Below are 20,662 nucleotides of genomic sequence, written 5' to 3'. Positions count from 1 at the left end.
CCGACTTGCCAGAAACGCACCGCTGACCTCTGTTCAGCGGTGCGTTTCTGGCAAGTCGGCGCGAAAGGAGGCCGGGCGCGCGGGGAGGCCGGGCGCGAAGGGGGCCGGGCGGCGCGAAGGCGGGCGGGCGCGGGCGGGGCGGGGAGGCCGGGCGGGGCGGGCGTGGGCGGGGTGGAACGCGGGGCGCGCCGAGGTCAGCGGCGGGGGCCGGCCGAGCCGGCCCGACCCGGCGGGATGGCGGCCGCCGCGGCGGCGGTCGCCAGCACCCAGCGAACGCCGTCGACGCAGTCCCGGTGCCAGCGCCGGTAGTGCCGCAGCATGGTGTGTTCGCCGCCGTCGACGACGATCCGGCGCAGCCGCACCCCGGCCCGGGCCGCCCGGTCCAGCCACGGCTCGGTCGAGCGGGTGGGGATCATCCGGTCGTTGGTGCCCTGGACGACGGCCAGCGGCACCCGGGTCAACCCCTCGACCGGGTCGCCCGGTTCGAGCCAGGGCGCCAGCCCGACGACCCCGACCACGGGACCCGCCGCGTCCGGCCCGGCCGACCGGGCCAGGTGCACGGCCACCCGGCCGCCCAGGGAGTGCCCGACGAGCACCACCGGCAGGTCCGGATGGGTGGCGGCGATCGCGTCCACCGCCGCCCGGGCGTCGGCCAGCACCGTGGCCCCGTCGCCGTTCCACCCCTTCACCGCATTGCGCAGCCGGTAGACGGCCGCGTTCCGGTCGGCCCGGGCGATGGCTCGGGCGACCGGGAGCAGCCGCAGGGCGGCGAGGCTGAACGGGCCGACGGGTTCGGTGGAGTCGGCCGAGCCGCCGTGCAGGACCAGGACGGCCGCGGTGGCCGCGCACGGGGTCCGGATCGCGGACATCCTCGCGCCGCCGGCGGCCGGACCGGAATGAGTGGGGTTCACAATTCGAGTATCCGGAGCCGCGGGCCGTTCGGATGGGAATCGGCGGGCCATCCGGGCCCGACCCAGCCCCTAGGCTGCTCGACCATGGCCCGCATCGTGACCCACCGCCAGGCCGCCGCGGCGGTGGCCGCCTGGCGCCAGGTCAGCGACCAGCCGGGCGCGCCGGACCGGGATCGGGTGGCCGCCGCGGTCCGGGCCAGCCTGCGCTGGCTGGCCCAGGCCCATCCCGGCAAGGCCGTGGAGATCCGGGTCCCGCCCTACGCGGCGGTGCAGGCGATGGGTGGGCTCAGCCACACCCGCGGCACGCCGCCGAACGTCATCGAGACCGACCCGGCCACCTGGCTGGCCCTGGTCGTCGGCACGGTGAGCTGGGCCGACGCCCTGGGTGACGGCCGGGTGAGCGCCAGCGGGACCCGGGCCGACCTGTCCGCGCTGCTGCCGCTGACCGACCTGACCGGCTGACCCGGCGCCCGTCCGGCCGCGCGATGCGGGCCGGGTCACCGGGTTCTCGGGGTGGCGTACCCCCGAAACCAGGTACAGTGGGGTACCGCTGATCCCCTGGCATCACCCGCTCACGGAGGAGCACGGTTTACGTGGTCATAGGCACGCCACCTCGCGCCACCCACTCCGCACCGACGCCCCTGCCGAACCCGACGGTGCGCCGGTCCGATTCGATCGACCCATCCCTGGACCCCGAGCGCGATCCCTCGCCGCGCGAGGAGTGCGGCGTCTTCGGCGTCTGGGCGCCCGGCGAGGATGTGGCCAAGCTCACCTACTACGGCCTCTACGCGCTGCAGCACCGCGGCCAGGAGGCGGCCGGCATCGCCGTCGCCGACGGCTCGCAGATCGTCGTGTTCAAGGATCTGGGTCTGGTCTCCCAGGTCTTCGACGAGCAGACCCTGTCCTCCCTGGTCGGCCATATCGCCGTCGGTCACTGCCGGTACTCCACCACCGGGTCGACCACCTGGGAGAACGCGCAGCCGACCTTCGCCATCACCGACGTCGGGTCCGGCATCGCGCTGGGCCACAACGGCAACCTGGTCAACACCGTCGAGCTGGAGGCCCGGGTCGCTGCGCTGCCCGGCAAGGCCCGCCGCGGCAAGTGCTCCACCGATTCGGACGTGGTCACCCGGCTGCTCGCCGGCCGTTCCGCCGACGCCGGCCTGGAGGCCGCGGCGATGGAGCTGCTGCCCGACCTGCAGGGCGCGTTCAGCTTCGTCTTCTGCGACGAGCACACCCTGTACGCCGCCCGGGACCCGCACGGCGTGCGCCCGCTGGTGCTGGGCCGGCTGGACCGGGGGTGGGTCGTCGCGTCCGAGACCGCCGCCCTGGACATCGTCGGCGCCTCGTTCGTCCGCGAGGTCGAGCCGGGTGAGCTGCTGGCCATCGACGCCGACGGCCTGCGCAGCGAGCGTTTCGCCGCCCCCACGCCCAAGGGCTGCATCTTCGAGTACGTCTACCTGGCCCGTCCGGACACCTCCATCTCCGGTCGTGGCGTGCAGGCGTCCCGGGTCGAGATCGGCCGCCGGCTGGCCGCCCAGGATCCGGTCGAGGCCGACCTGGTCATCCCCACCCCGGAGTCCGGCACACCCGCGGCGATCGGTTACGCCCAGGCCTCCGGGATTCCCTACGGGCAGGGTCTGGTCAAGAACGCCTACGTGGGGCGGACCTTCATCCAGCCCTCGCAGACCATCCGCCAGCTCGGCATCCGGCTCAAGCTCAACCCGCTGCGCGACGTCATCCGGGGTAAGCGGTTGATCGTGGTGGACGACTCCATCGTCCGCGGCAACACCCAGCGGGCCCTGGTCCGGATGCTGCGCGAGGCCGGCGCGGTCGAGGTGCACGTGCGGATCGCGTCCCCGCCGGTGCGCTGGCCCTGCTTCTACGGCATCGACTTCGCCTCCCGGGCCGAGCTGATCGCCAACGCCGGTGACGTCGAGGCGGTCCGCCGCTCGATCGGCGCCGACACCTTGGCGTACGTCTCGTTGGAGGGCCTGATCGCCGCGACCGAGCAGCCCAAGAACCGGCTGTGCACCGCGTGTTTCACCGGGGACTACCCGATCGAGATCCCCGATCAGGTCGGCAAGCACGTGCTGGAGGGCATTGCCCGCGGCGTCGCCGGACCGGCCCACCTGGGCGGCCGCTCCCCGGTGGCCGCGCACGGCTACGGCGCCGAGGATGCCCTGAGCCGCCCATGATCGCGCGGCACCACCCAAGGTCACGACCGTTCAGAGGCGAGCGGTCGACCGGTACGGCCCGGCGGAGTTCCGGGTCGAGAACGAGACGAGCAACCGCATGACCGACACCCGCCACCCCATCGGCTCCGGGGCCACGTACGAAGGGTCGGGGGTGTCGATCGCCGCCGGTGAGGCCGCGGTCGACCTCATGAAGCCCTTCACCTCCCGCACCCGTCGGCCCGAGGTCGTCGGCGGCATCGGCGGATTCGCCTCGCTGTTCCGGCTGCCCCTGCACCGCTACCGCGAGCCGCTGCTGGCCTCGTCCACCGACGGCGTCGGCACCAAGTGCGCGATCGCCCAGGCGATGGACGTGCACAACACCATCGGCATCGACCTGGTCGCGATGGTCGTGGACGACCTGGTGGCCAGCGGCGCGGAGCCGTTGTTCCTGCAGGACTACATCGCCACCGGCAAGCTCGACCCGCAGCGGATCGCCGCGATCGTCTCCGGCATCGCCGACGGCTGCGTGCTGGCCGGCTGCGCGCTGGTCGGCGGGGAGACCGCCGAGCATCCCGGGTTGATGGCCCCGGACGACTACGACCTGGCCGCGACCGGCGTCGGCGTGGTCGAGGCCGACGAGGTGCTCGGCCCGGACCGGGTCCGGGCCGGCGACGTGGTGCTGGGCATGGGCTCGTCCGGCCTGCACTCCAACGGCTACTCGATGGTCCGCCACGTGCTGCTGGACATCGCCCGGCTGCGGCTGGACGGGCACGTCGAGGAGTTCGGCCGGACCCTGGGCGAGGAGCTGCTGGAGCCTTGCCGCATCTACGCGCTGGACTGCCTGGCGCTGATGCGGGAGACCGACGTGCACGCCTACGCGCACATCACCGGGGGCGGCCTGGCCAACAACCTGGCCCGGGTCATCCCGGACGGGCTGACCGCCGCGCTGGACCGCCGGGCGTGGAGCCCGCTGCCGGTGTTCGGCTACATCGCCTCGCACGGCCGGGTGGCCCGCGACGAGATGGAGAAGGCGTTCAACATGGGCATCGGCATGGTCGCCGTGCTCCCGCAGGAGGACGTCGACCGGGCCATGGCCATGCTGACCGCGCGGCACGTGTGGTCGGTCGTGCTCGGCACCGTCGAGAACTCCGGCGACCGCAGCGAGCGGGTCACCCTGTGCGGGGACCATCCCCGGTTCTGATCCGGACAGATCCTGACCGCTACCTGGGTGAGGATCGTGGCCATGGATGAGCAGTGGGACGGGGTCGCCGCGGCCCGGCTGCACCGTCAGGGGCTGTGGGCGCCGACGGCGGCCGACGCGCCGGCCGTGCTCGATGCCCTGGTGGCGATGCAGGGTCAGGAGTTCGCCTACGCCCTGTGGGCATTGGCCCAGCGGGTCCGGCCGGCCGATCGGCCCGGCCGGGCCGACCTGCTGGCCGCTTTCGACCGCGGCGACATCCTGCGCACGCACGTGCTGCGGACGACCTGGCACCTGGTGCGGCCGCGGGACGTCCGGCCGTTGCTGCGACTGACTGCGCCCCGCCTGCGCCGGCAGCTGGCCGGCTACGACCGGCAACTCGGCCTCGACCGGGCCGAGATCGACCGGGCGGAGGCGTTGCTCGCCGAGGAACTCGCCGGCGGCCGGCAGCGGACCCGGCGCGAGCTGGCCGACGCTCTGGCGGCCGCGGGCATTGCCGCGAGCGGCCAACGGCTGGGTCACCTGATGATGCACGCCGAGCTGGACGAGGTGCTGATCAGTGGCGCGATGGCCGGTCAGCAGCACACCTACGCCGCCTTCGCCGACCGGGTGCCGGCGCAGGGCGAGCGGGACGAGGCGGATGCCCTGGTCGAGCTGGCCGCCCGGTACGTGGCCGGCCGGGCGCCGGTCACCGCGAAGGACTTCGCCGGCTGGGCCAGCCTGACCCTCACCCAGGCGCGGGCCGGGCTGGACGCGACCGGGGTCGCGCAGGACCAGCGGGACGGCGTGACCTACTACGGCGAGACCGGACCCGGACCGGCGGCCGCGGCCGGCCGCGCAGGCCGCCCGCGGGTCGACCTGCTGCAGGGCTACGACGAGATGATCATGTCCTACAGCCAGAGCCGGGCGGCGATCCTGCCCGGTGGATCGGGGACCACCGCCGGGTTGCCGGTGCTGAACGGGACCACCTACCTGCACGCCGTGCTGATCGACGGCGTACTGGCCGGCCACTGGCGGCACCGGTTGACCGCGACGCAGGCCGTCGTCGAGCTGCAGTCCCTGCGCCCGTGGTCGGCCGCCGAGCGGCGGGCGATCGACGACGCCGTGCAGGACTACGGCCGCTACCTGGACCGGCCGGTGGCGGCCGACGTGACCACCCAGCCGAGCTGAACCCAGGGCCTACCGGGTCGGCGTGACCTCCCGCGACGCCGCCGGCAGGTCCGGGGTGAAGCGGGCGGCCACCCCGAAGAAGCCGCTGATCATGCGGTCCATCATCCGGTCGGGCAACAGCCAGGCGGCGACGGTCATGGCCTTGGCCCCGGACCCGACGGCGTACCGGGTGCGCGGCCGGCGGGCGGTGACGGCCTTGCCGATGGCCCGGGCGACGACCTCCGGCGCGGAACCCTGGTACTCGCCGGCGGACAGCACCTTGGCGCTGCGCCGGGCCTGGTCGGCGTAAGGGCCCGAGCCGGACCGGTCGAGCAGGCCGGCGGCGGCGATGCCACCCCATTCGGTGCGGATCGCGCCGGGTTCGATGACCACGACGTCGATGCCGTGCGGGGCCAGCTCGGCCCGGATGGAATCGCTCAGTCCCTCGACCGCGTACTTGCTCGCGTGGTACCAGGCGCCCAGCGGCTCCCCGAACTTGCCGCCCATGGAAGAGATGTTGACGATGGTGCCCCGGCGGCGCTCGCGCATGGACGGCAGGACCAGTTGGGTCAGCCGGGCCAGCGCGAAGACGTTGACCTCGATCTGCCGGCGGGCCTCGGCCAGCGGCACCTCCTCCAGCGCGCCGTAGGAGCCGTAGCCGGCGTTGTTGACCAGCACGTCGATCCGGCCGGTGTCGGCCAGGACGCGGTCGACCAGCTCGACCATCGAGGTGTCGTCGGTCAGGTCGGTGGACACGGTGACCGCGCCGAGCTCGGCCAGGGCCGCCATCCGGTCCAGTCGCCGGGCGACCGCATACACGCGGTAGCCCAGCTCCAGCAGGCGGCGGGCGGTGGCGTCACCGATGCCCGACGACGCTCCGGTGACCAGGGCGACGGGTGCAGTCATGGGTTCTCTCCTCAAAGCCAACTGGTTGGTTGGCTTCCACCGTACGCGTCGAGCCCGACATCGGTCAACAAACCAGTTGGTTGGCTATGCTGGACCGGTGCCGGCAGACAACGACGAGGCAGTGGTCCGGGGACCGGGACGGTCCGCGGCCCTGACGCGCAGCCGCATCTTGGCCGCGGCGACGGCCGAGTTCGCCGAGCGGGGGCTGGCCGGCGGGCGGGTCGACCGGATCGCGGCGGCCGCCGCAGCGAACAAGGAACGGATCTACGCCTACTTCGGCAGCAAGGAAGGCCTGTTCGACGCCACCGTCGAGGCGATCATCGGCGAGCTGGTGGACACCGTGCCGTTCGACGCCCACGACCTGCCCGGCTACGCGGGCCGCATGTTCGACTTCACCCTGACCCATCCGAGCCTGGTCCGGCTGGCCCTGTGGTACAGCCTGGAGCGGACGGGATCGGTCGAGGACCTGCCGCAGGCGAAGGCCTCCTCGGTGCGCAAGGTCGAGGCGCTGGCCGCGGCCCAGCGGGCGGGCGAGGTCGACGATGCCGTGCCGGCCGAGCGCCTGCTCCAGCTCATCCTCGGGGTGGTGCAGGGCAGCCTCGTGCTGGCCGGGCGCCCGGCCGATGCGGCCGAGCTCGCCGAGCGCCGGGAGGCGACCTGCCGGGCCGTCGCCCGGTTGATCACCCCGTCGGACCCAGCGATCCCACCGGCGGGCTGAGGCTCGCTCGCCCGGGACCGGCGGCCGCGTGCCGGCCCCGGCGGGCCGGTTCCCGCAGCCGGCCGGTGGCCACGGCGGCCAGCGCCAGGCAGGTCGACGCGACGGCGACCATCGCCGGTCCGGCGCCGATCGCCGCGGCCAGCGGGCCGGCCAGCAGCGACCCCAGGGCCAGGGCACCGACGTTGAGCTGGTCGTAGACGCCGAACACGCGGGCGGTCAGCTCGTCCGGCGCGGCCCGTTGCAGCAGCGTCACCGCGGTCACCTCGGCGATCAGGGATCCGGCGCCGGCGACGGCCACCAGGCCCATGGCCAGCCCGACGGGTGCGCCGATCGCGCCGGACAGGCCCAGCAGCACGGTGACCGCACCGAACCCGGTCATGGTGACCAGCAGCAGACGGGCCGGCCGGAACCGCGCGGCCAGCAGGTTGATGGGCAGCAGGGCGAGCACCCCGCCGACCGACAGGGCCGCGTTCAACAGCCCGATCGCCCGGTTGTCGGCGCCATCGCCGCCGCCGTCACCGGCGAAGACCTCGGCGGCCAACAGCACCATGGCCACCACCAGGTAGCCGTAGAGGAAGTTGTCGATCACCGCCACGGTCATCGGCCGGCGCACGGCGGCGACCCGCGCCACCGCGCTCAGTCCCGCGCGCAGCTCGGCCAGCACCCCCGGCGCGGCGTCCGGACGAGCCGGGGCGGGCAGCCGGGCCGCGGCCGACAGGGCCGCGGCGAGCACGAACAGCCCGGCCGCGGTCGCGGTGCCGACGGTGGGGCCGGCGCCGATCAGCAGCAGCAGCCCGAGCACGCCCGGCCCGGCCATCCAGGTCACGTTCTCCACCCCGGTGACCAGGGCGTTCGCCGGCGGCAGCTGCTCGTCCGGCACGCACTGGACGGTGGCCGCGGCCAGCGCTGGGTAGGACGGGGTGGCCAGCACGGCGGCCACCGCGGCCACCGTCACCAGCAGCGCGATCGGCCCGTGCAGGGCCAGACCGGCGACGAGCACGGCCGCGCAGCCGGCCCGGGTGGAGAAGGACAGGGTGAGCACGGTGCTGCGCGAGTGCCGGTCGGCCAGCAGGCCGGCGTAGCCCGAGGCCAGCACGTACGGCACGAAGCCGAGGGCGACCGTCACCGACACCCACCAACCCGAGCCGGTCCGCTCCAGGACCTCGATGCCCACGGCCAGGGTGAGCATCAGCTGGGCGATCGTGCCCAGGCCGTGCCCGGCCAGCAGCCGCCGGAACGGCCGGGTGCGCAGCGCGGAGCGGTAGGTCGGTCGCGGAGCCGGTGGCGGGCTCATCCCGTCGGCCCCGCGCCGGCCGACCCTGCGCCGGCCGACCCTGCGCCGGTCGACCCGGTGAACTCCACCCGAAGCGGGGCGAAGCCGTTGAAGCCGACGGTGGAGTAGCTGGCCGTGTAGGCGCCGGCGGACAGGAAATGCACCCGGTCGCCGGGTCGCAGATCGGCCGGCAGCCGGTACCGGTGCCGCCGGTACAGCACGTCCAGGCTGTCGCAGGTCGGGCCGGCCAGGATGGCCTCGGTGGTGGCCGAGGCGAACGGCCCGCCGGTGCGTTCGACGGCCAGCCGGTAGCGCAGGCTCTCGCCGTAGGCCTCGACCAGTCCGGTGAACAGCCCGGCGTCCAGGTAGACCCACCGCTCGCCCCCGCGGTCGCTGACCAGCACGACCTCGCTGACCAGCGTCCCGGCATCGGCCACCAGGAACCGGCCGGGCTCGGCCATCAGGGCCGGCGGCTGCGCCCCGAAGGCCCGCCGCACCGCGTCTCGGATCGCCTGCCCGTACCGGGCCGCGCTCTGGGTCCGGCCCAGCATGCCGGCCGGGAATCCGCCGCCGAGGTTGACGGTGCTCAGCCGGGCGCCGGCCCCCCGCAGGCCCCGGTCCAGCCGGCCGGCGGCGGCCAGCGGCCCGTCCCAGGCCCCGGGATCACGCTGCTGGGTGCCGACGTGGAAGCTGATCCCGACCTCGTGGCCGGCCGCGGCCGCGGTGCGCAGCAGGGTCCGCGCCTCCCGCTCCGGGCAGCCGAACTTGCCGCCCAACGGCCAGTCGGCGCCGGCCCCGGACGTGCTCAGCCGGACCAGGATCTGCGCGCCGGGCGCGTGCGCGCTGACCTTGGCCAGCTCGGCCGGGCTGTCCACGGTGTAGCGGCGCACGCCGCGACGGGCGGCCGCGGCGATGTCGCTCGACTTCTTGATCGGGTTGCCGTACGAGAGGTGGCGGGGATCCGGATCGACCGCCAGAACCGCCTCGATCTCACCCGGGCTGGCCACGTCCCACCGCGCGCCGAGACCGGCCAGGGTACGCAGAACCGGCGGGCTCGGATTGGCCTTGACCGCATAGTGCAGGTCGACGCCGGGCAGGACGGCGGCCAACCGCCGGTACCGGGCCTGCACGACGGCACAGTCCACCCGCAGGACGGGGGTGGCGTCCGGCTCGGCGGGCCGGGCATCGGGCGAGGGCGTCGGTTCCCCGACGGCGGCGAGAAGTCCCATAGGTTCCCCCTGTCGGGTTCGGCTGCCCTGGAACAGATGCCGAACACCCGCTTCTGATACCGCGGGGGCACACTGGTCCCGGCCGTGCCGGGTCACGGCGTCCGGCACCAGGCACTTGGGGAGGCGTCGTGGACGTCAGGTTCGTGCGAACGTCAGTCGCTGACGACGGGCCGGTGCTGACCGAGCATGCAGTGGCCGAGCTGCCGCAGCTGCTGGCCCGGACCGACGGCGTCACCTGGGTGGACGTCCCGACCTGGGACGCCCAGGCCGAGCAGGTGCTGACCGAGGTCTTCGGGTTCCATCCGCTGGCCATCCGGGACTGCCGGGAACGCAATCAGGTGCCCAAGGTCCACGTCTACCCGGGCCACGTCTTCCTGGTCCTACACGCCCCGCATCCGGGGCACGGCGGGCACGTGCACTTCGTCGAGCTCGACCAGTTCATCGGGACGAACTTCCTGGTCACCACGCACGGCCCGCTCAACCCGGCGGTCGACCCGGCGGCGGCGACGGTGGAGACCTCGTCGCTGATCCATCGCCTGGAGTCGGGCCGGCTGCGGCCGACGGCCGCCTACGAGCTCTCGCACGGGTTGACCTCGTCGCTAACCGGCCGGCTGCGGACGATGATCGCCTCGCTCACCCAGGAGGTCTGGGGACTGGAGCAGCGGGTGACCGGGGGCCACCTGGGCGACGCCGAGCAGTTCCTGGAGGAGATGTTCCGGGCTCGGCACGGCCTGCTCGCGGTCGAGACGATCGCCTCACTGAGCCGCGAGGTCTACGCCCGGATGGCCAAGATCGAGGCGTTCGGCCCGGCCGGCGAACTGCTCCTGGAGGACAGCGTCGACCAGTTCGAGCGGCTGCGGTCGATGGCGCACGGCCAGAAGGAGTATCTGGTCGGCACCATCGAGTTCTACCAGGCGCGAACGAACACCAAGATGACCATTGCGGCCGAGCGACTGGCGGTGATCGCGGCGGTGACGCTGCCGATCACCGCGCTGTCCTCGATCTATGGCATGAACGTGATCGTCAACGACGAGACCCACTACGGGCAGCTCGCCATCCTGCTGACGATCATGCTGGCGATGTCGATATCCCTGCTCATCTGGTCGAAGCGCAAAGGCTGGTGGTGACCAGCCTCACGACCAGAGACAGCCGTCAGCGACGGCCGCTCGCGTACCCCGGGGTGGCGTCGTCGTCCTCGTCGGCCACGTACTTGGAGTACAGGGCGTAGGGGTCGTCGTCGTCATCCTCGTCGGCTTCGGCGACCGGGGGGTGCGGTTGGTACTGCGTCCCGCCCGTGAGTTCGCGCTGCAAGGCATGTACGTCGATCGACGAGGTGTGGTACTTGAGCTCCCGCGCGACCTTGGTCTGCTTAGCCTTCTGCCGGCCTCGCCCCATGGCGGACCCCCTTGCAGTAAGAAGCGGGGCGGCCGAAGACGGCGGCCCCGGAATCAGGTGTGTTTCGTGCCCCCAACAGTACAGGCTCGGTCGGACTGTTCCCACACCCACTCGGCGTGTGGTCCGGGCCGCATCCGGCGTGTCGGACGCTCAGAACACCCCCGGCGCCACCGTCACCGCGCCCACCGGCTGCCCGCCGCCCAGCACCGGTCCGGCCGCAAACTCGTCCAGCAGCCGCGCCGCCGCCGCGGTGGGCGGGGTCAGCCCCATCCGGCGCAGCGCCGCGACCAGCACCGGCATCCGGGCCCGGTCGCCGCCATCAGTGATCTTCAGGGCGACGCAGCGGCCGTCCGGGAAGGCCGCGCAGTGCACGCCTTCGGCACCGCCCTTGACCAGCAGCCCGGGGAACGCGCTCATCAGCCGGGTGTCGTCGCGACCGGTGCCGCCGACCATGGCCGGGAACGCCCGCATCGCGTCGGCGACCCGCCGCTCGGTCGAGCCCGGTTCGGCGCTGCAGGTCGCGCCGAACCCGCGGGCCAGGGCGGGCAGGCTGACCGCGTACAGCGGGGCGCCGCACCCGTCGATGCCGACCGCGGCCGGCTCCTCCTGGGTGAGGCGGGTCACCACGTCCAGCACCCGGCGCTGCAGGGGGTGGGCCGGGTCCAGATAGTCGTCGGTCGACCAGCCGTTGACCACGGCCGCGGTCAGCATGCCGGCGTGCTTGCCCGAGCAGTTCATGAAGATCCGCCGGGGCTCTCCCGAGGCCATCAGCGCGGCCCGCTTGGCCGTCTCCTCCATCGGGAACGCCGGCGGGCAGCCCAGGTCGTCCTCGGTCAGCCGGGCCCGCTCGAGCATGTCGAAGGCCCGATCGACGTGCATCGGCTCACCCGAGTGCGAGGCCGCGGCCAGGGCCAGGTCGGCGTCCCGCAGGTCGGCGCCGGACTCGAGCATGGCCACGGCCTGGAACGGCTTGTTCGACGACCGGGGAAAGATCGGGGTGCGCAGGTCGCCCCGGGCGAACTCGACCGAGCCGTCCGCGGCGGTGATCACCACCGAGCCGTAGTGAGTGCCCTCGTGCAGGCCGGACCGGTGGACGTGGACCAGTTCGACGGGGGCTGTACTCAACCGGTGCTCCTCGGGGTTCAGGACTGGGGTTCGGGGTTCGGGGTTCGGGGTGGCTCAGTCGGGCGGGGTCGGGCGGGGCGGGGTTCGGCTCAGCCGATCCGCCAGCGGGCACGGGCCGGTTTGCCCTGGGCGGCCGGCCGTCCGGCGATCCGGGCCAGCCCGCTGGCCCGGGCGACCAATGCGGCGTCGTCCCGGCCGCGCGGCGGGTCCTGGCCGGGGGCGGACGGCTCGACCGGGGTGAGGGCGGTGCCGACCAGCAGGTCGGCGCCGGCCGCGATCGCCGCGAACAGCACCGGCACCGCGGCCGCGCCGCGCCCGCCGACGCTGATCTCGCCGGTGGCGGCGGCGACCACCCGGGCGACCTCGGCGGTCAGCGCGGCCGGGTCGGTGCCGTCCAGGACGATCTCGGTGACGTCGGGCGGCAGCCGATCGACCAGGTCGGCCCCGGGGTGGGCCGGGTCGGTGGTGATGATCAGGTCGGTCTGCCGGCGCAGCCCGGCCACCGCGGCGACGAAGTCGGGCTGGTCGAGGGCCAGGTGGATGCGGGTGGCGCCGACCTGCTCGGCGTCGATGGCGACCCGCAGCAGGTGGCCCAGCTCGCCGGCGGCCGGGGCCAGGCTGATCAGGATGCCGTCGACGCTCATCGAGGGGCCACGTCCGGTCGTTCAGGATGCTCGGGAAGGACCGGAACCGGCCCCTCGATCGGCCCGGTCCGGCCCGGACCGCTCACGCGGCGTCCAGCAGCCGGCGCAGCACGGCCGGGTCGATGTTGCCGCCGGAGACGACCGCGACGGTGCGGCCCGGCGGCAGCTGGTGCCTGTGGTGCAGGAACGCGGCGGTGGCCACCGCGCCGCTGGGTTCGGCGACCAGCCGGGCCTGCAGCAGCAACCGGCGGGTCGCGTCGGCGATCTCGTCCTCGGTGACCGTCACGATGTCGTGCACCTGGCGGCTGATGTGCGCCCAGGGCAGCTCGCCGACGGTGAACGTGCGCAGCCCGTCGGCCATCGTCCGGGCGGTCTGGGCCGGGGTCCACGGGATGCGCCGGCCGGCCCGGAACGACTCGGCGGCGTCCCCGGCCAGCTCCGGCTCGACCCCGATGACGACCGCCCGCGGCAGCAGCGCGGTGATCGCCGCGGCCACCCCGGAGATCAGCCCGCCGCCGGAGACCGGGACCAGCACCACGTCCACGTCGGGCAGGTCCTGCGCGATCTCCAGGCCGATGGTGCCCTGGCCAGAGATGACGTCGGGGTGGTCGAACGGCGGGATCATCGGCTTGCCGGTGGCCGCCGCCAGCTCCTCGGGCCGGCTGAAGCGCTGCTCCAACGGCACCAGTTCGACGGTGGCGCCCAGGTCGCGGGTGGCCTGGATCTTGCGCTCGGGGGCGTTGTCCGGGATCACGATGTGCGCGGTGGTGCCGAACGCGCGGGCCGCGTAGGCCACCGCCTGTGCGTGGTTGCCCGAGGAGTGGGCGAGCACCCCGCCGGCCCGGGCGGCCGGGTCCAGCCGGGCGATGGCGGTGACCGCGCCGCGGATCTTGAAGGCACCGATCGGCTGCAGGTTCTCCGGCTTGAGCCACAGGTCCGGCCACGGCGCGGCCAGCAGCGGCGTGCGCACCGCGTGCGGACGGATCAGGGTGGCGGCGTCCTGGATCAGCGGCAGCGTGACCAGTTCGGGCACCGGGGTCAGCTCCGCCGGAGCTGGGTGAAGGCGCGCCGGTCGATCGCCGACAGCGGGGTCTGCTGCTGGCCCTCGTCCAGCCGGTCGTCGATGTCGACGACCGCGTCGATGCCGCCGACCAGCAACGGGGTGCCGGCCTCCACCGACCGCTTGATCAGGGCCAGCGCGATCGGGCCGAGTTCGTGGTGCTGGGCGATGGTGCCCAGGCGGCCGACGGCCCGGCCGGCGCCGCTGGTGACCGGTTCGCCCGGCTCGGGCAGGGTGCCGACAGAGCCGTCCAGGTTGAGCATGACCAGCCGGCGGGGCGGGCGGCCCAGGTTGTGCACGCGGGCGACCGTCTCCTGACCGCGGTAGCACCCCTTGTGCAGGTGCACGGCGGTGCTCAGCCAGCTCACCTCGTTGGGGATGGTCTTCTCGTCGGTGTCCACGCCCCAGCGGGGGCGGCGGGTGGGGATGCGCAGCGCGTCGGCCGCCCAGCTGCCGGCCGGCACCGCCCCGGCCGCCCGCAGTTCCTGCGCGACCGCGCCGACCGCGGCGCGGGGCAGGACCAGATCCAGGCCTTCGGCGGACCGCCGGGTGAACCCGCCGTCCGGGCCGGAGCGGCCGGGCTCGGCATTGCGCGCCCGGCCGGCCACGTCGGCGGCGGTCGGGCCGGCCAGCGCCAGCACGGCCAGGTCGGCCGGGGCCACCTCGACCTTGGACCAGAACCGCATGCCGTCCAGGAAGGCCAGCAGGGCGGCGCCGGCCCCGGGCTCGGTGTCCAGGTAGACGACCCCGTCCTGGTGGGTGAGCACGGCGTGGTGCTCGACGTGACCGTTGGGGGACAGGAAGAGGGCTTCGGTGCTGGCCCCGTCGGCCAGGTCGGTCAGGTGCTGGCTGCTCAGCGTGTGCAGCCAGGTCAGCCGGTCCTCACCGGTGACGGCCAGCACGTCCCGGTTGGTGTGGTCGATCAGGGCGGCGCCGGATTCGGCCGCCCGCTGCTCGGCCGTCGGATCGCCGTAGTGCCAGGCCACGCCCTCGTCCGCGCCCCGGGCGGCCACCGCCCCGGGTAGGCCGAGCAGCGGGGAGGGCACTGGGGGGAAGGATCGGACCTGCGGTGTCGCCATGTCGCCCATGGTAGGCAGGCCCACCGATCGGGGCCGCCCGGTCGGCGGCCGGCGGCCGGTTCAGCCAGGGTCCGGCCCGGGGTTCGGCCCGGGCCCGGCCCGGTCGCCGGTGAACACCCGGTGAGGCGCAGGTCACAGGTAAGGGAACGGGACCGGTCTGCCGCCGCGGGGTGGGGGCGGCAGAATGGCGCAGCGTGGCTGACGACAGCGAGGTCCCGGGGGCACCGGTGACCGCGCCGGCACGACGGCGGCGGCTCCCGCTGTTCAACGGGAGTGGGGTGACGCCCTTCGTCGAGATGGATCGCGCCGCCTGGGCGGCGCTGGCCGAGTCGACCCCGCTGCCGCTGACCGAAGCCGAGATCGAGCGACTCCGTGGCCTGGGCGATCCGATCGACCTGGACGAGGTCCAGACCATCTACCTGCCGCTGTCCCGGCTGCTGAACATGTACGTCGGTGGCGTCGGCGCGCTGCACCGGCTGACCACGACGTTCCTGCGCGAGCGCACCGACCGGACGCCGTTCGTCATCGGGGTGGCCGGATCGGTGGCCGTCGGCAAGTCCACCACCTCGCGCGTGCTGCGTGAGCTGCTCGCCCGGTGGCCGGGGACGCCGCGGGTCGAACTGGTCACCACCGACGGCTTCCTCTACCCGAACAAGGTGCTCGAGGAACGCAACCTCATGCACCGCAAGGGCTTCCCGGAGTCATACGACCGGCGCTCACTGCTCCGGTTCGTGGTCGAGGTCAAGTCCGGGGCCGACGAGGTGCGGGCCCCGCGCTACGACCACCTGACCTACGACATCCTGCCCGGCGAGCAGGTCGTGGTGCGCAAGCCCGACGTGCTGATCGTCGAGGGGCTCAACGTGCTGCAGCCGGCCTCGCTGGACGAGACGGGTCGCAGCGTGCTCGCCCTGCCCGACTTCTTCGACTTCTCCATCTACGTCGACGCCAACCCGGCCGACGTCCGCCGCTGGTACATCGAGCGGTTCCTGCACCTGCGGTCGACCGCGTTCGCCGACCCGCACTCGTACTTCCGCCGGTACGCCGAGCTGACCGACGAGGAGGCCGAGGCGACGGCCGAACGGATCTGGCGGACCATCAACGAGCCCAACCTGGTGCAGAACATCGCGCCGACCCGCGGCCGGGCCACCCTGGTGATGACCAAGGGCCCCGACCACACGGTCAGCCGGATCCGGCTGCGCAAGCTCTGAGTCGGGCGGGCCCGGGTCAGTCGCTGATCGTTGGCGATCCCTGGCGCCCACGGGTGCCGGCCAGCGCCGCCCCGACCTGGTCGGCCAGCATGACCGCCACCCGCAGCTGCCCGCGCGAGGGTCGGGCGACCCGGGTGGAGCAGGTCAGCAGGTAGTGCCCGTAGACGGCGCCGCCGCTGCGCACCGGTAGCGCGATCGTCGCGTCGGTCGGCAGCCCCCGCCGGCTCACGTCGACGCTGTGTCCGCCCCGGGTGACCGTGCCGTCGCCGGTCAGGCTCGGCCCGCCGTAGTGGGTGGCCGGGTCGAAGCGGGCGTCGTCGATCTGCAGGACCGCGCGGATCTGCCGGCCGACCTGGTCGATGAGCTCCGCGGTCGACGACCGGCCGGCCGCGATCGTCGACGCCGTCCCCATCACCCCGTCCAGGTAGCCCAGTTCGCGGCTGGCCCGGGCGGCCTGCCGGCGCCCCCACAGCGCGATCTCCCCGACCGCCGCACCGACCAGCAGCAGCAGGACCGCCGTCTCGATGTCGTCCGGGTCGGTGATGGTGAACGCGTGGTACGGCGCGGTGAGGAAGTAGTCGAAGCCGGCCGCGGCGGTCAGCGCGGCCAGGACCCCGGCCGGCCGGATGCCGGTCGCGGCGGCGGCCACCACGAACAGCACCAGGATCAGGGCCGCCGTGGTGTTGGCGACCGAGTCGGTGAACAGGCCCAGCGCCGCGCAGGCCAGCACGGGCGCGGCGGCGCTGATCGCGGTCACCCAGCCGCGATGGGCCTGCAGGAACGGATCCACTCGCATGAGTCCATCGAACTCCGGTCCGGCCGGGGCCGCCGTCGCGAAAACGTGAAAATTCGCGCCGGCGCCGTAGGGATTGCGTGAAAACGGCCGCATCGCGACCGGGCCGGGCGTGTGATCGGTCGGGCGGTCGGGTGACCGCCGGGGACGCGAAAAGCTGGATGGGCAAGGGATAGACGGTGTTGGATCTGTGGTTCGTGCTGGTGACGGTGGTGGTGTTCGCCGTGCTCGGCCTGGCGGTGAAGGGAGCGGAGCGGCGGTGACCTGGGTCAATGCCGTCGGGGCCGTGGTGGCGGTGCTCCTGCTCGGCTATCTGCTGGTTGCGCTGGTCTTCCCGGAGCGGTTCTGATGAGCCCGACGGTGGCCGGGGTGGTGATGGTCGGGTCGCTGGTCCTCGCCCTGGCGCTGGCGCACCGCCCGGTCGGTGACTACCTGTACCGGGTGCTGGAGCCCGGCCGGCCCGCCCGGGTCGAGCGGGGGATCTACCGGCTGGTCGGGGTGGACGCCGGCAGCGAGCAGAGCTGGGGGGTGTACGCGCGCAGCGTGCTGGCCTTCAGTGCGGTGTCCGTCCTGGCGCTGTATGCGCTGCAACGGGTTCAGCAGCACCTGTGGCTCTCGTTGGGCTTCGATGCGGTGGCCCCGGACCAGGCGTGGAACACCGCGGTCAACTTCGTCACCAACACCAACTGGCAGTCGTACTCGGGCGAGACGACGATGGGCTACCTGGTGCAGGCGGCCGGCCTGGCCGTGCAGAACTTCGTCTCCGCGGCGGTCGGCATCGCGGTGGCGGCCGCCCTGATCCGTGGGTTCGCCCGGGCGGCGACCGACCGGCTCGGCAATTTCTGGGTCGACCTGGTGCGCATCGTGATCCGGGTGCTGCTGCCGGTCGCGGTGATCGGCGCGGTCGTCCTGGTGGCCGGCGGGGTGGTGCAGAACCTCTCCGCCGGAACCGATGTCGCCACCCTGGCCGGCGGCACGCAGCACCTGACCGGGGGACCGGTGGCCAGCCAGGAGGCCATCAAGCAGCTGGGCACCAACGGCGGCGGTTTCTACAACGCCAACAGCGCGCACCCGTTCGAGAACCCCACGTCGTGGACGAACTGGCTGGAGATCTTCCTGCTGCTGGTGATCCCGTTCAGCCTGCCCCGCACGTTCGGCCGGATGGTCGGCAACCGCCGGCAGGGCTACGCGATCCTGGCCGTCATGGCCACGCTGGCCCTGCTCAGTGTGATCGCCGTCAACGCCCTGCAGCTGGCCCACCAGGGGACCGTGCCCGAGGCGGTGGGCGCGGCCACCGAGGGCACCGAGAGTCGTTTCGGGGTCTCGCAATCGGCCACCTTCGCGGCCGCGACGACACTGACCTCGACCGGCGCGGTGAACTCGTTCCACGACTCGTACACCGCGCTCGGCGGTGGGGTGCCGATCCTGAACATGCTGATCGGCGAGGTGGCCCCGGGCGGGGTCGGGTCGGGCCTGTACGGCATGCTCGTGCTGGCGGTGATCACGGTGTTCGTCGCCGGCCTGATGGTCGGCCGGACGCCGGAGTACCTGGGCAAGAAGATCAGCGCCCGAGAGATCACCTTCGCCTCGTTGTACTTCCTGGTCACCCCGCTGATCGTGCTGGTCGGCACCGCCGCCGCGTTCGCCACCGGCAACAACGACACCGCCTTGAACACCGGCCCGCACGGCCTGTCGGAGGTGCTGTACGCCTTCGCCTCGGCCGGCAACAACAACGGGTCCGCGTTCGCCGGGCTCGGGGTGAACACCGGCTGGTGGAACACCGCGCTCGGCCTGGCCATGCTGCTCGGGCGGTTCCTCCCGATCGTGCTGGTGCTGGGCCTGGCCGGATCGCTGGCCCGGCAACGACCCACTCCCGCGTCGGTCGGCACGTTGCGGACCGACCAGCCGCTGTTCGTCGGCATGCTCACCGGCGTCACCGTCGTGCTGGTCGCCCTGACCTACCTGCCCGCGCTTGCCCTCGGCCCGCTGGCCGAGGGTCTCTAGGACGCTCCTGAATAACGGTCACTTGTGGGTTCGGGAGTTCGCTTTGGGACAGTGGGAGCGTTCGCGCGTGATCGGGCTGTCAGGCGTGGTCCTGAGTCGTCGCCCGGCCCTGGATGATTCTCCTGACTGATCGGAGGGACGGGCCGTTGCTCACGGCCCGGTGAGGTCTCGTGCCGGCCGGTCAGGCCGGTGCAATGGTCCACGTCCCGCTCACCCGCGTCAGCCCGAGGGTGAGCATTCGCCTGAGGTTGATCGCAGCGGCGCGGTGGTGCCACCAGTGGTCGTTCTTGGCGACGCCGCGGTAGCGGACTTTGCGGTTGCCGCGGACCAGCCAGGAGATCGATCGTTCGACCATCGGCCGGTGCCGTCGGTAGACCTGTTGGAAGTCCTCGGTTTCCGCTTGTCGACGGGCCGCCCTGAGCAGGCTTTCGTACTCGGTCAGCTTCAGCGATCGACCGGCGTCGCTGGTCGTGCATTGGGCCCGGAGCGGGCAGCCGCGGCAAGCCGCTCCGAAGGTGACGGACCATTGCGCGGTGATCGACCGGGTCACCCCGTTCGGGCAGGTGGCCGTCCTGGCCTCGGGGTCGACGGTGAAGTCGTCCAGGGTGAACCCGCCCGGCACGGCCGACCGCAGCGGGAACGGCTTGATCAACGCGATGTGCCCGGCATGGTCCAGTTCGGCCCGCGCGGCCCGATCCGTACGCCGAATCGGCCAGCACGTGCAGCTTTTCGGTCTCCTGTGCCAGCAAGGTGGGTCCAACCTCGGCGTCGCTGTTGCCGCGTCCGCTGGCCATGGTCACCGCGCAGGCGGTGACCAGACCGGTGTCGGGTTCGACCGCGATGTGTGCCTTGAACCCGTCCTGCCGCCGGTGGACGGTCTTGTGGGCGTGCCGCGCCTCCGGGTCCACGGTGGAGATCACCCGGTCCGGGGCGACCCGCTGCGCGATCCGCCACCGTCCGTCGGTGCCGTCCGAGCCCTCGACCGGTTCCACGTCCTGCCCGGCGACCAACGCCAAGAGGGCGACCGCGTCCGCCGCCTTCGGTCCGAGCTCCTGGTCGGGCAGGTGTCCCAGCACCCGATGCGCGTCGGTGACCAGCGCATCGACAAGGGCCTCGCGGGCCTGCTGATCGTTCCAGGCGATCGCCGGTTTGCCCGGGTCGTCATAGTCGTGAGCCGAGCAGTGCTCGCCGACGACCTCGGCGGCGCCGGGTACCTCGCGGCGGACCCGGCGGATCGCCGCGATCAACTGGGTGACCGTGTCCTGGGTGGCGACCGCGTCGTCCAGGATCGTGGAATCCAACGCTCGCCTGCTCTTTCCAGCCAGCACCCCGGTCTGGTCCACGACCTGGCGGACCGCGTCGAAGATCCGGTTCGGCGACTGCGAAGCGGCCAGCCGACGCCGCCAGTACGTCAATGTCGTGGCATGGAACGCCGCAGCGGTCACCGGTAACCCGCACGCTGCCTTCCACCGCAGATCGAACGTCACCGAGTCCACCGTGTCCGCGTCGGACAGGCCGTGCAGAGCCTGCAGCACAATCACCGACGCCATCACGTCGGCCGGCACTGACGGGCGGCCCCGACCCGACGGAAACAGATCCGCGAACATGCCGTCCGGGAACACCTCCCGACGGTGCGCGGCCAGAAACGCGAACACGCTGCCCGGCTTGAGCAGCCCACCGACTACCGACTCGGCATCCAACAACTCACGCTGATCCCGCGACCGACCCTGCACACCAAGATCATCCCGAACCCACAAGATCAACAGGGGCCGACATACGGATAATTCAGGAGC

At 73.2% G+C, this 20,662-nt stretch carries 19 protein-coding genes and 1 pseudogene; 9 read left to right on the top strand and 11 right to left on the bottom strand.

From position 1 onward, the window contains the following. Window positions 1-194: 194 nt before the first annotated feature. A complete protein-coding gene (locus NAMU_RS31570) occupies window positions 195-911 on the bottom strand; it encodes an alpha/beta hydrolase (RefSeq protein WP_169312553.1) in 717 nt (238 codons plus the stop codon). A gap of 84 nt (window positions 912-995) precedes the next feature. Between NAMU_RS31570 and NAMU_RS25045 the strand changes: the two genes are divergently transcribed. The 4 genes from NAMU_RS25045 to NAMU_RS25030 all read left to right on the top strand — a co-directional run bounded on the left by NAMU_RS25045 (window position 996) and on the right by NAMU_RS25030 (window position 5,456). Then, window positions 996-1,373 (top strand): sterol carrier family protein, encoded by a 378-nt coding sequence (locus tag NAMU_RS25045; RefSeq protein ID WP_015750129.1) that lies wholly within the window; start codon window positions 996-998, stop codon window positions 1,371-1,373. A gap of 194 nt (window positions 1,374-1,567) precedes the next feature. Beyond that, the gene (purF, locus tag NAMU_RS25040; protein ID WP_217180633.1) at window positions 1,568-3,109 is read left to right on the top strand and encodes an amidophosphoribosyltransferase; all 1,542 of its coding nucleotides are present in this window, start codon (window positions 1,568-1,570) and stop codon (window positions 3,107-3,109) included. 97 nt (window positions 3,110-3,206) lie between these two features. Next, window positions 3,207-4,289 (top strand): phosphoribosylformylglycinamidine cyclo-ligase, encoded by a 1,083-nt coding sequence (gene purM, locus NAMU_RS25035; RefSeq protein ID WP_015750127.1) that lies wholly within the window; start codon window positions 3,207-3,209, stop codon window positions 4,287-4,289. Between the two features lie 42 nt (window positions 4,290-4,331). After that, window positions 4,332-5,456 (top strand): winged helix DNA-binding domain-containing protein, encoded by a 1,125-nt coding sequence (locus NAMU_RS25030; protein ID WP_015750126.1) that lies wholly within the window; start codon window positions 4,332-4,334, stop codon window positions 5,454-5,456. 9 nt (window positions 5,457-5,465) lie between these two features. Here NAMU_RS25030 and NAMU_RS25025 read toward each other — a convergent pair whose 3' ends face one another. Then, a complete protein-coding gene (locus tag NAMU_RS25025) occupies window positions 5,466-6,341 on the bottom strand; it encodes an oxidoreductase (protein WP_015750125.1) in 876 nt (291 codons plus the stop codon). Window positions 6,342-6,438: 97 nt separating this feature from the next. Here NAMU_RS25025 and NAMU_RS25020 point away from each other — a divergent pair, with 97 nt between their 5' ends. Next, complete coding sequence (locus NAMU_RS25020; protein ID WP_217180631.1) at window positions 6,439-7,059, top strand: TetR family transcriptional regulator; 621 nt, start codon at window positions 6,439-6,441, stop codon at window positions 7,057-7,059. Here the strand turns inward: NAMU_RS25020 and NAMU_RS25015 are convergent. Next, the gene (locus NAMU_RS25015) at window positions 7,022-8,353 is read right to left on the bottom strand and encodes an MFS transporter (RefSeq protein ID WP_015750123.1); all 1,332 of its coding nucleotides are present in this window, start codon (window positions 8,351-8,353) and stop codon (window positions 7,022-7,024) included. The genes NAMU_RS25020 and NAMU_RS25015 overlap by 38 nt on opposite strands. Next, complete coding sequence (locus NAMU_RS25010; protein ID WP_015750122.1) at window positions 8,350-9,561, bottom strand: type III PLP-dependent enzyme; 1,212 nt, start codon at window positions 9,559-9,561, stop codon at window positions 8,350-8,352. Before NAMU_RS25010 ends, NAMU_RS25015 begins: the two co-directional genes overlap by 4 nt. A 128-nt stretch (window positions 9,562-9,689) precedes the next feature. Here NAMU_RS25010 and NAMU_RS25005 point away from each other — a divergent pair, with 128 nt between their 5' ends. After that, entirely contained in the window at window positions 9,690-10,688 is a 999-nt protein-coding gene (locus NAMU_RS25005; protein ID WP_015750121.1) for a magnesium transporter CorA family protein, read from the top strand. Between the two features lie 25 nt (window positions 10,689-10,713). On the opposite strand, the gene NAMU_RS25000 is transcribed toward NAMU_RS25005, so the two are convergent. The 5 genes from NAMU_RS25000 to ygfZ form a co-directional block, all read right to left on the bottom strand. Continuing rightward, a complete protein-coding gene (locus tag NAMU_RS25000; protein WP_015750120.1) occupies window positions 10,714-10,956 on the bottom strand; it encodes a DUF3073 domain-containing protein in 243 nt (80 codons plus the stop codon). Between the two features lie 150 nt (window positions 10,957-11,106). Then, window positions 11,107-12,081, bottom strand: coding sequence for an asparaginase (locus NAMU_RS24995; protein WP_015750119.1), 975 nt, complete (start codon window positions 12,079-12,081; stop codon window positions 11,107-11,109). Window positions 12,082-12,170: 89 nt separating this feature from the next. After that, window positions 12,171-12,725 (bottom strand): hypothetical protein, encoded by a 555-nt coding sequence (locus NAMU_RS27895; protein ID WP_015750118.1) that lies wholly within the window; start codon window positions 12,723-12,725, stop codon window positions 12,171-12,173. An 82-nt stretch (window positions 12,726-12,807) separates the two neighbouring features. Next, the gene (locus tag NAMU_RS24985) at window positions 12,808-13,758 is read right to left on the bottom strand and encodes a threonine ammonia-lyase (RefSeq protein ID WP_015750117.1); all 951 of its coding nucleotides are present in this window, start codon (window positions 13,756-13,758) and stop codon (window positions 12,808-12,810) included. A gap of 5 nt (window positions 13,759-13,763) precedes the next feature. Beyond that, window positions 13,764-14,873 carry a CAF17-like 4Fe-4S cluster assembly/insertion protein YgfZ gene (gene ygfZ, locus NAMU_RS24980; protein WP_015750116.1) on the bottom strand — a complete coding sequence of 370 codons (1,110 nt, stop codon included), beginning with the start codon at window positions 14,871-14,873 and terminating at the stop codon, window positions 13,764-13,766. A gap of 269 nt (window positions 14,874-15,142) precedes the next feature. Between ygfZ and coaA the strand changes: the two genes are divergently transcribed. After that, window positions 15,143-16,072, top strand: a complete 930-nt coding sequence (gene coaA / locus NAMU_RS24975; RefSeq protein WP_015750115.1) for a type I pantothenate kinase — start codon at window positions 15,143-15,145, stop codon at window positions 16,070-16,072. A gap of 16 nt (window positions 16,073-16,088) precedes the next feature. Here coaA and NAMU_RS24970 read toward each other — a convergent pair whose 3' ends face one another. Next, entirely contained in the window at window positions 16,089-16,868 is a 780-nt protein-coding gene (locus NAMU_RS24970) for a DUF4118 domain-containing protein (RefSeq protein ID WP_138180468.1), read from the bottom strand. 256 nt (window positions 16,869-17,124) lie between these two features. Between NAMU_RS24970 and kdpF the strand changes: the two genes are divergently transcribed. Then, window positions 17,125-17,214 carry a K(+)-transporting ATPase subunit F gene (gene kdpF / locus NAMU_RS29635; protein ID WP_041369434.1) on the top strand — a complete coding sequence of 30 codons (90 nt, stop codon included), beginning with the start codon at window positions 17,125-17,127 and terminating at the stop codon, window positions 17,212-17,214. Then, a complete protein-coding gene (kdpA, locus tag NAMU_RS24960; protein ID WP_015750113.1) occupies window positions 17,214-18,869 on the top strand; it encodes a potassium-transporting ATPase subunit KdpA in 1,656 nt (551 codons plus the stop codon). Before kdpF ends, kdpA begins: the two co-directional genes overlap by 1 nt. A gap of 181 nt (window positions 18,870-19,050) precedes the next feature. Here kdpA and NAMU_RS24955 read toward each other — a convergent pair. After that, a pseudogene (locus NAMU_RS24955) lies at window positions 19,051-20,602 on the bottom strand (IS1182-like element ISNml3 family transposase). Window positions 20,603-20,662 lie beyond the last annotated feature (60 nt).

Origin of the sequence: Nakamurella multipartita DSM 44233, assembly GCF_000024365.1 — a bacterium.
Lineage (GTDB): Bacteria > Actinomycetota > Actinomycetes > Mycobacteriales > Nakamurellaceae > Nakamurella > Nakamurella multipartita.
The sequence above is the reverse complement of the archived record's forward strand: the minus strand, read 5'-3'. Positions and strand labels throughout refer to the sequence as shown.

What these genes read in the sequence shown, in the direction of transcription:
- NAMU_RS25045 (WP_015750129.1), top strand. Translation starts at nt 996, where the DNA reads ATGGCCCGCATCGTGACCCACCGCCAGGCCGCCGCGGCGGTGGCCGCC.
- purM (WP_015750127.1), top strand. Translation starts at nt 3,207, where the DNA reads ATGACCGACACCCGCCACCCCATCGGCTCCGGGGCCACGTACGAAGGG.
- NAMU_RS25030 (WP_015750126.1), top strand. Translation starts at nt 4,332, where the DNA reads ATGGATGAGCAGTGGGACGGGGTCGCCGCGGCCCGGCTGCACCGTCAG.
- NAMU_RS25025 (WP_015750125.1), bottom strand. Translation starts at nt 6,341, where the DNA reads ATGACTGCACCCGTCGCCCTGGTCACCGGAGCGTCGTCGGGCATCGGT.
- NAMU_RS25015 (WP_015750123.1), bottom strand. Translation starts at nt 8,353, where the DNA reads ATGAGCCCGCCACCGGCTCCGCGACCGACCTACCGCTCCGCGCTGCGC.
- NAMU_RS25010 (WP_015750122.1), bottom strand. Translation starts at nt 9,561, where the DNA reads ATGGGACTTCTCGCCGCCGTCGGGGAACCGACGCCCTCGCCCGATGCC.
- NAMU_RS25000 (WP_015750120.1), bottom strand. Translation starts at nt 10,956, where the DNA reads ATGGGGCGAGGCCGGCAGAAGGCTAAGCAGACCAAGGTCGCGCGGGAG.
- NAMU_RS27895 (WP_015750118.1), bottom strand. Translation starts at nt 12,725, where the DNA reads ATGAGCGTCGACGGCATCCTGATCAGCCTGGCCCCGGCCGCCGGCGAG.
- ygfZ (WP_015750116.1), bottom strand. Translation starts at nt 14,873, where the DNA reads ATGGGCGACATGGCGACACCGCAGGTCCGATCCTTCCCCCCAGTGCCC.
- NAMU_RS24970 (WP_138180468.1), bottom strand. Translation starts at nt 16,868, where the DNA reads ATGCGAGTGGATCCGTTCCTGCAGGCCCATCGCGGCTGGGTGACCGCG.
- kdpA (WP_015750113.1), top strand. Translation starts at nt 17,214, where the DNA reads ATGAGCCCGACGGTGGCCGGGGTGGTGATGGTCGGGTCGCTGGTCCTC.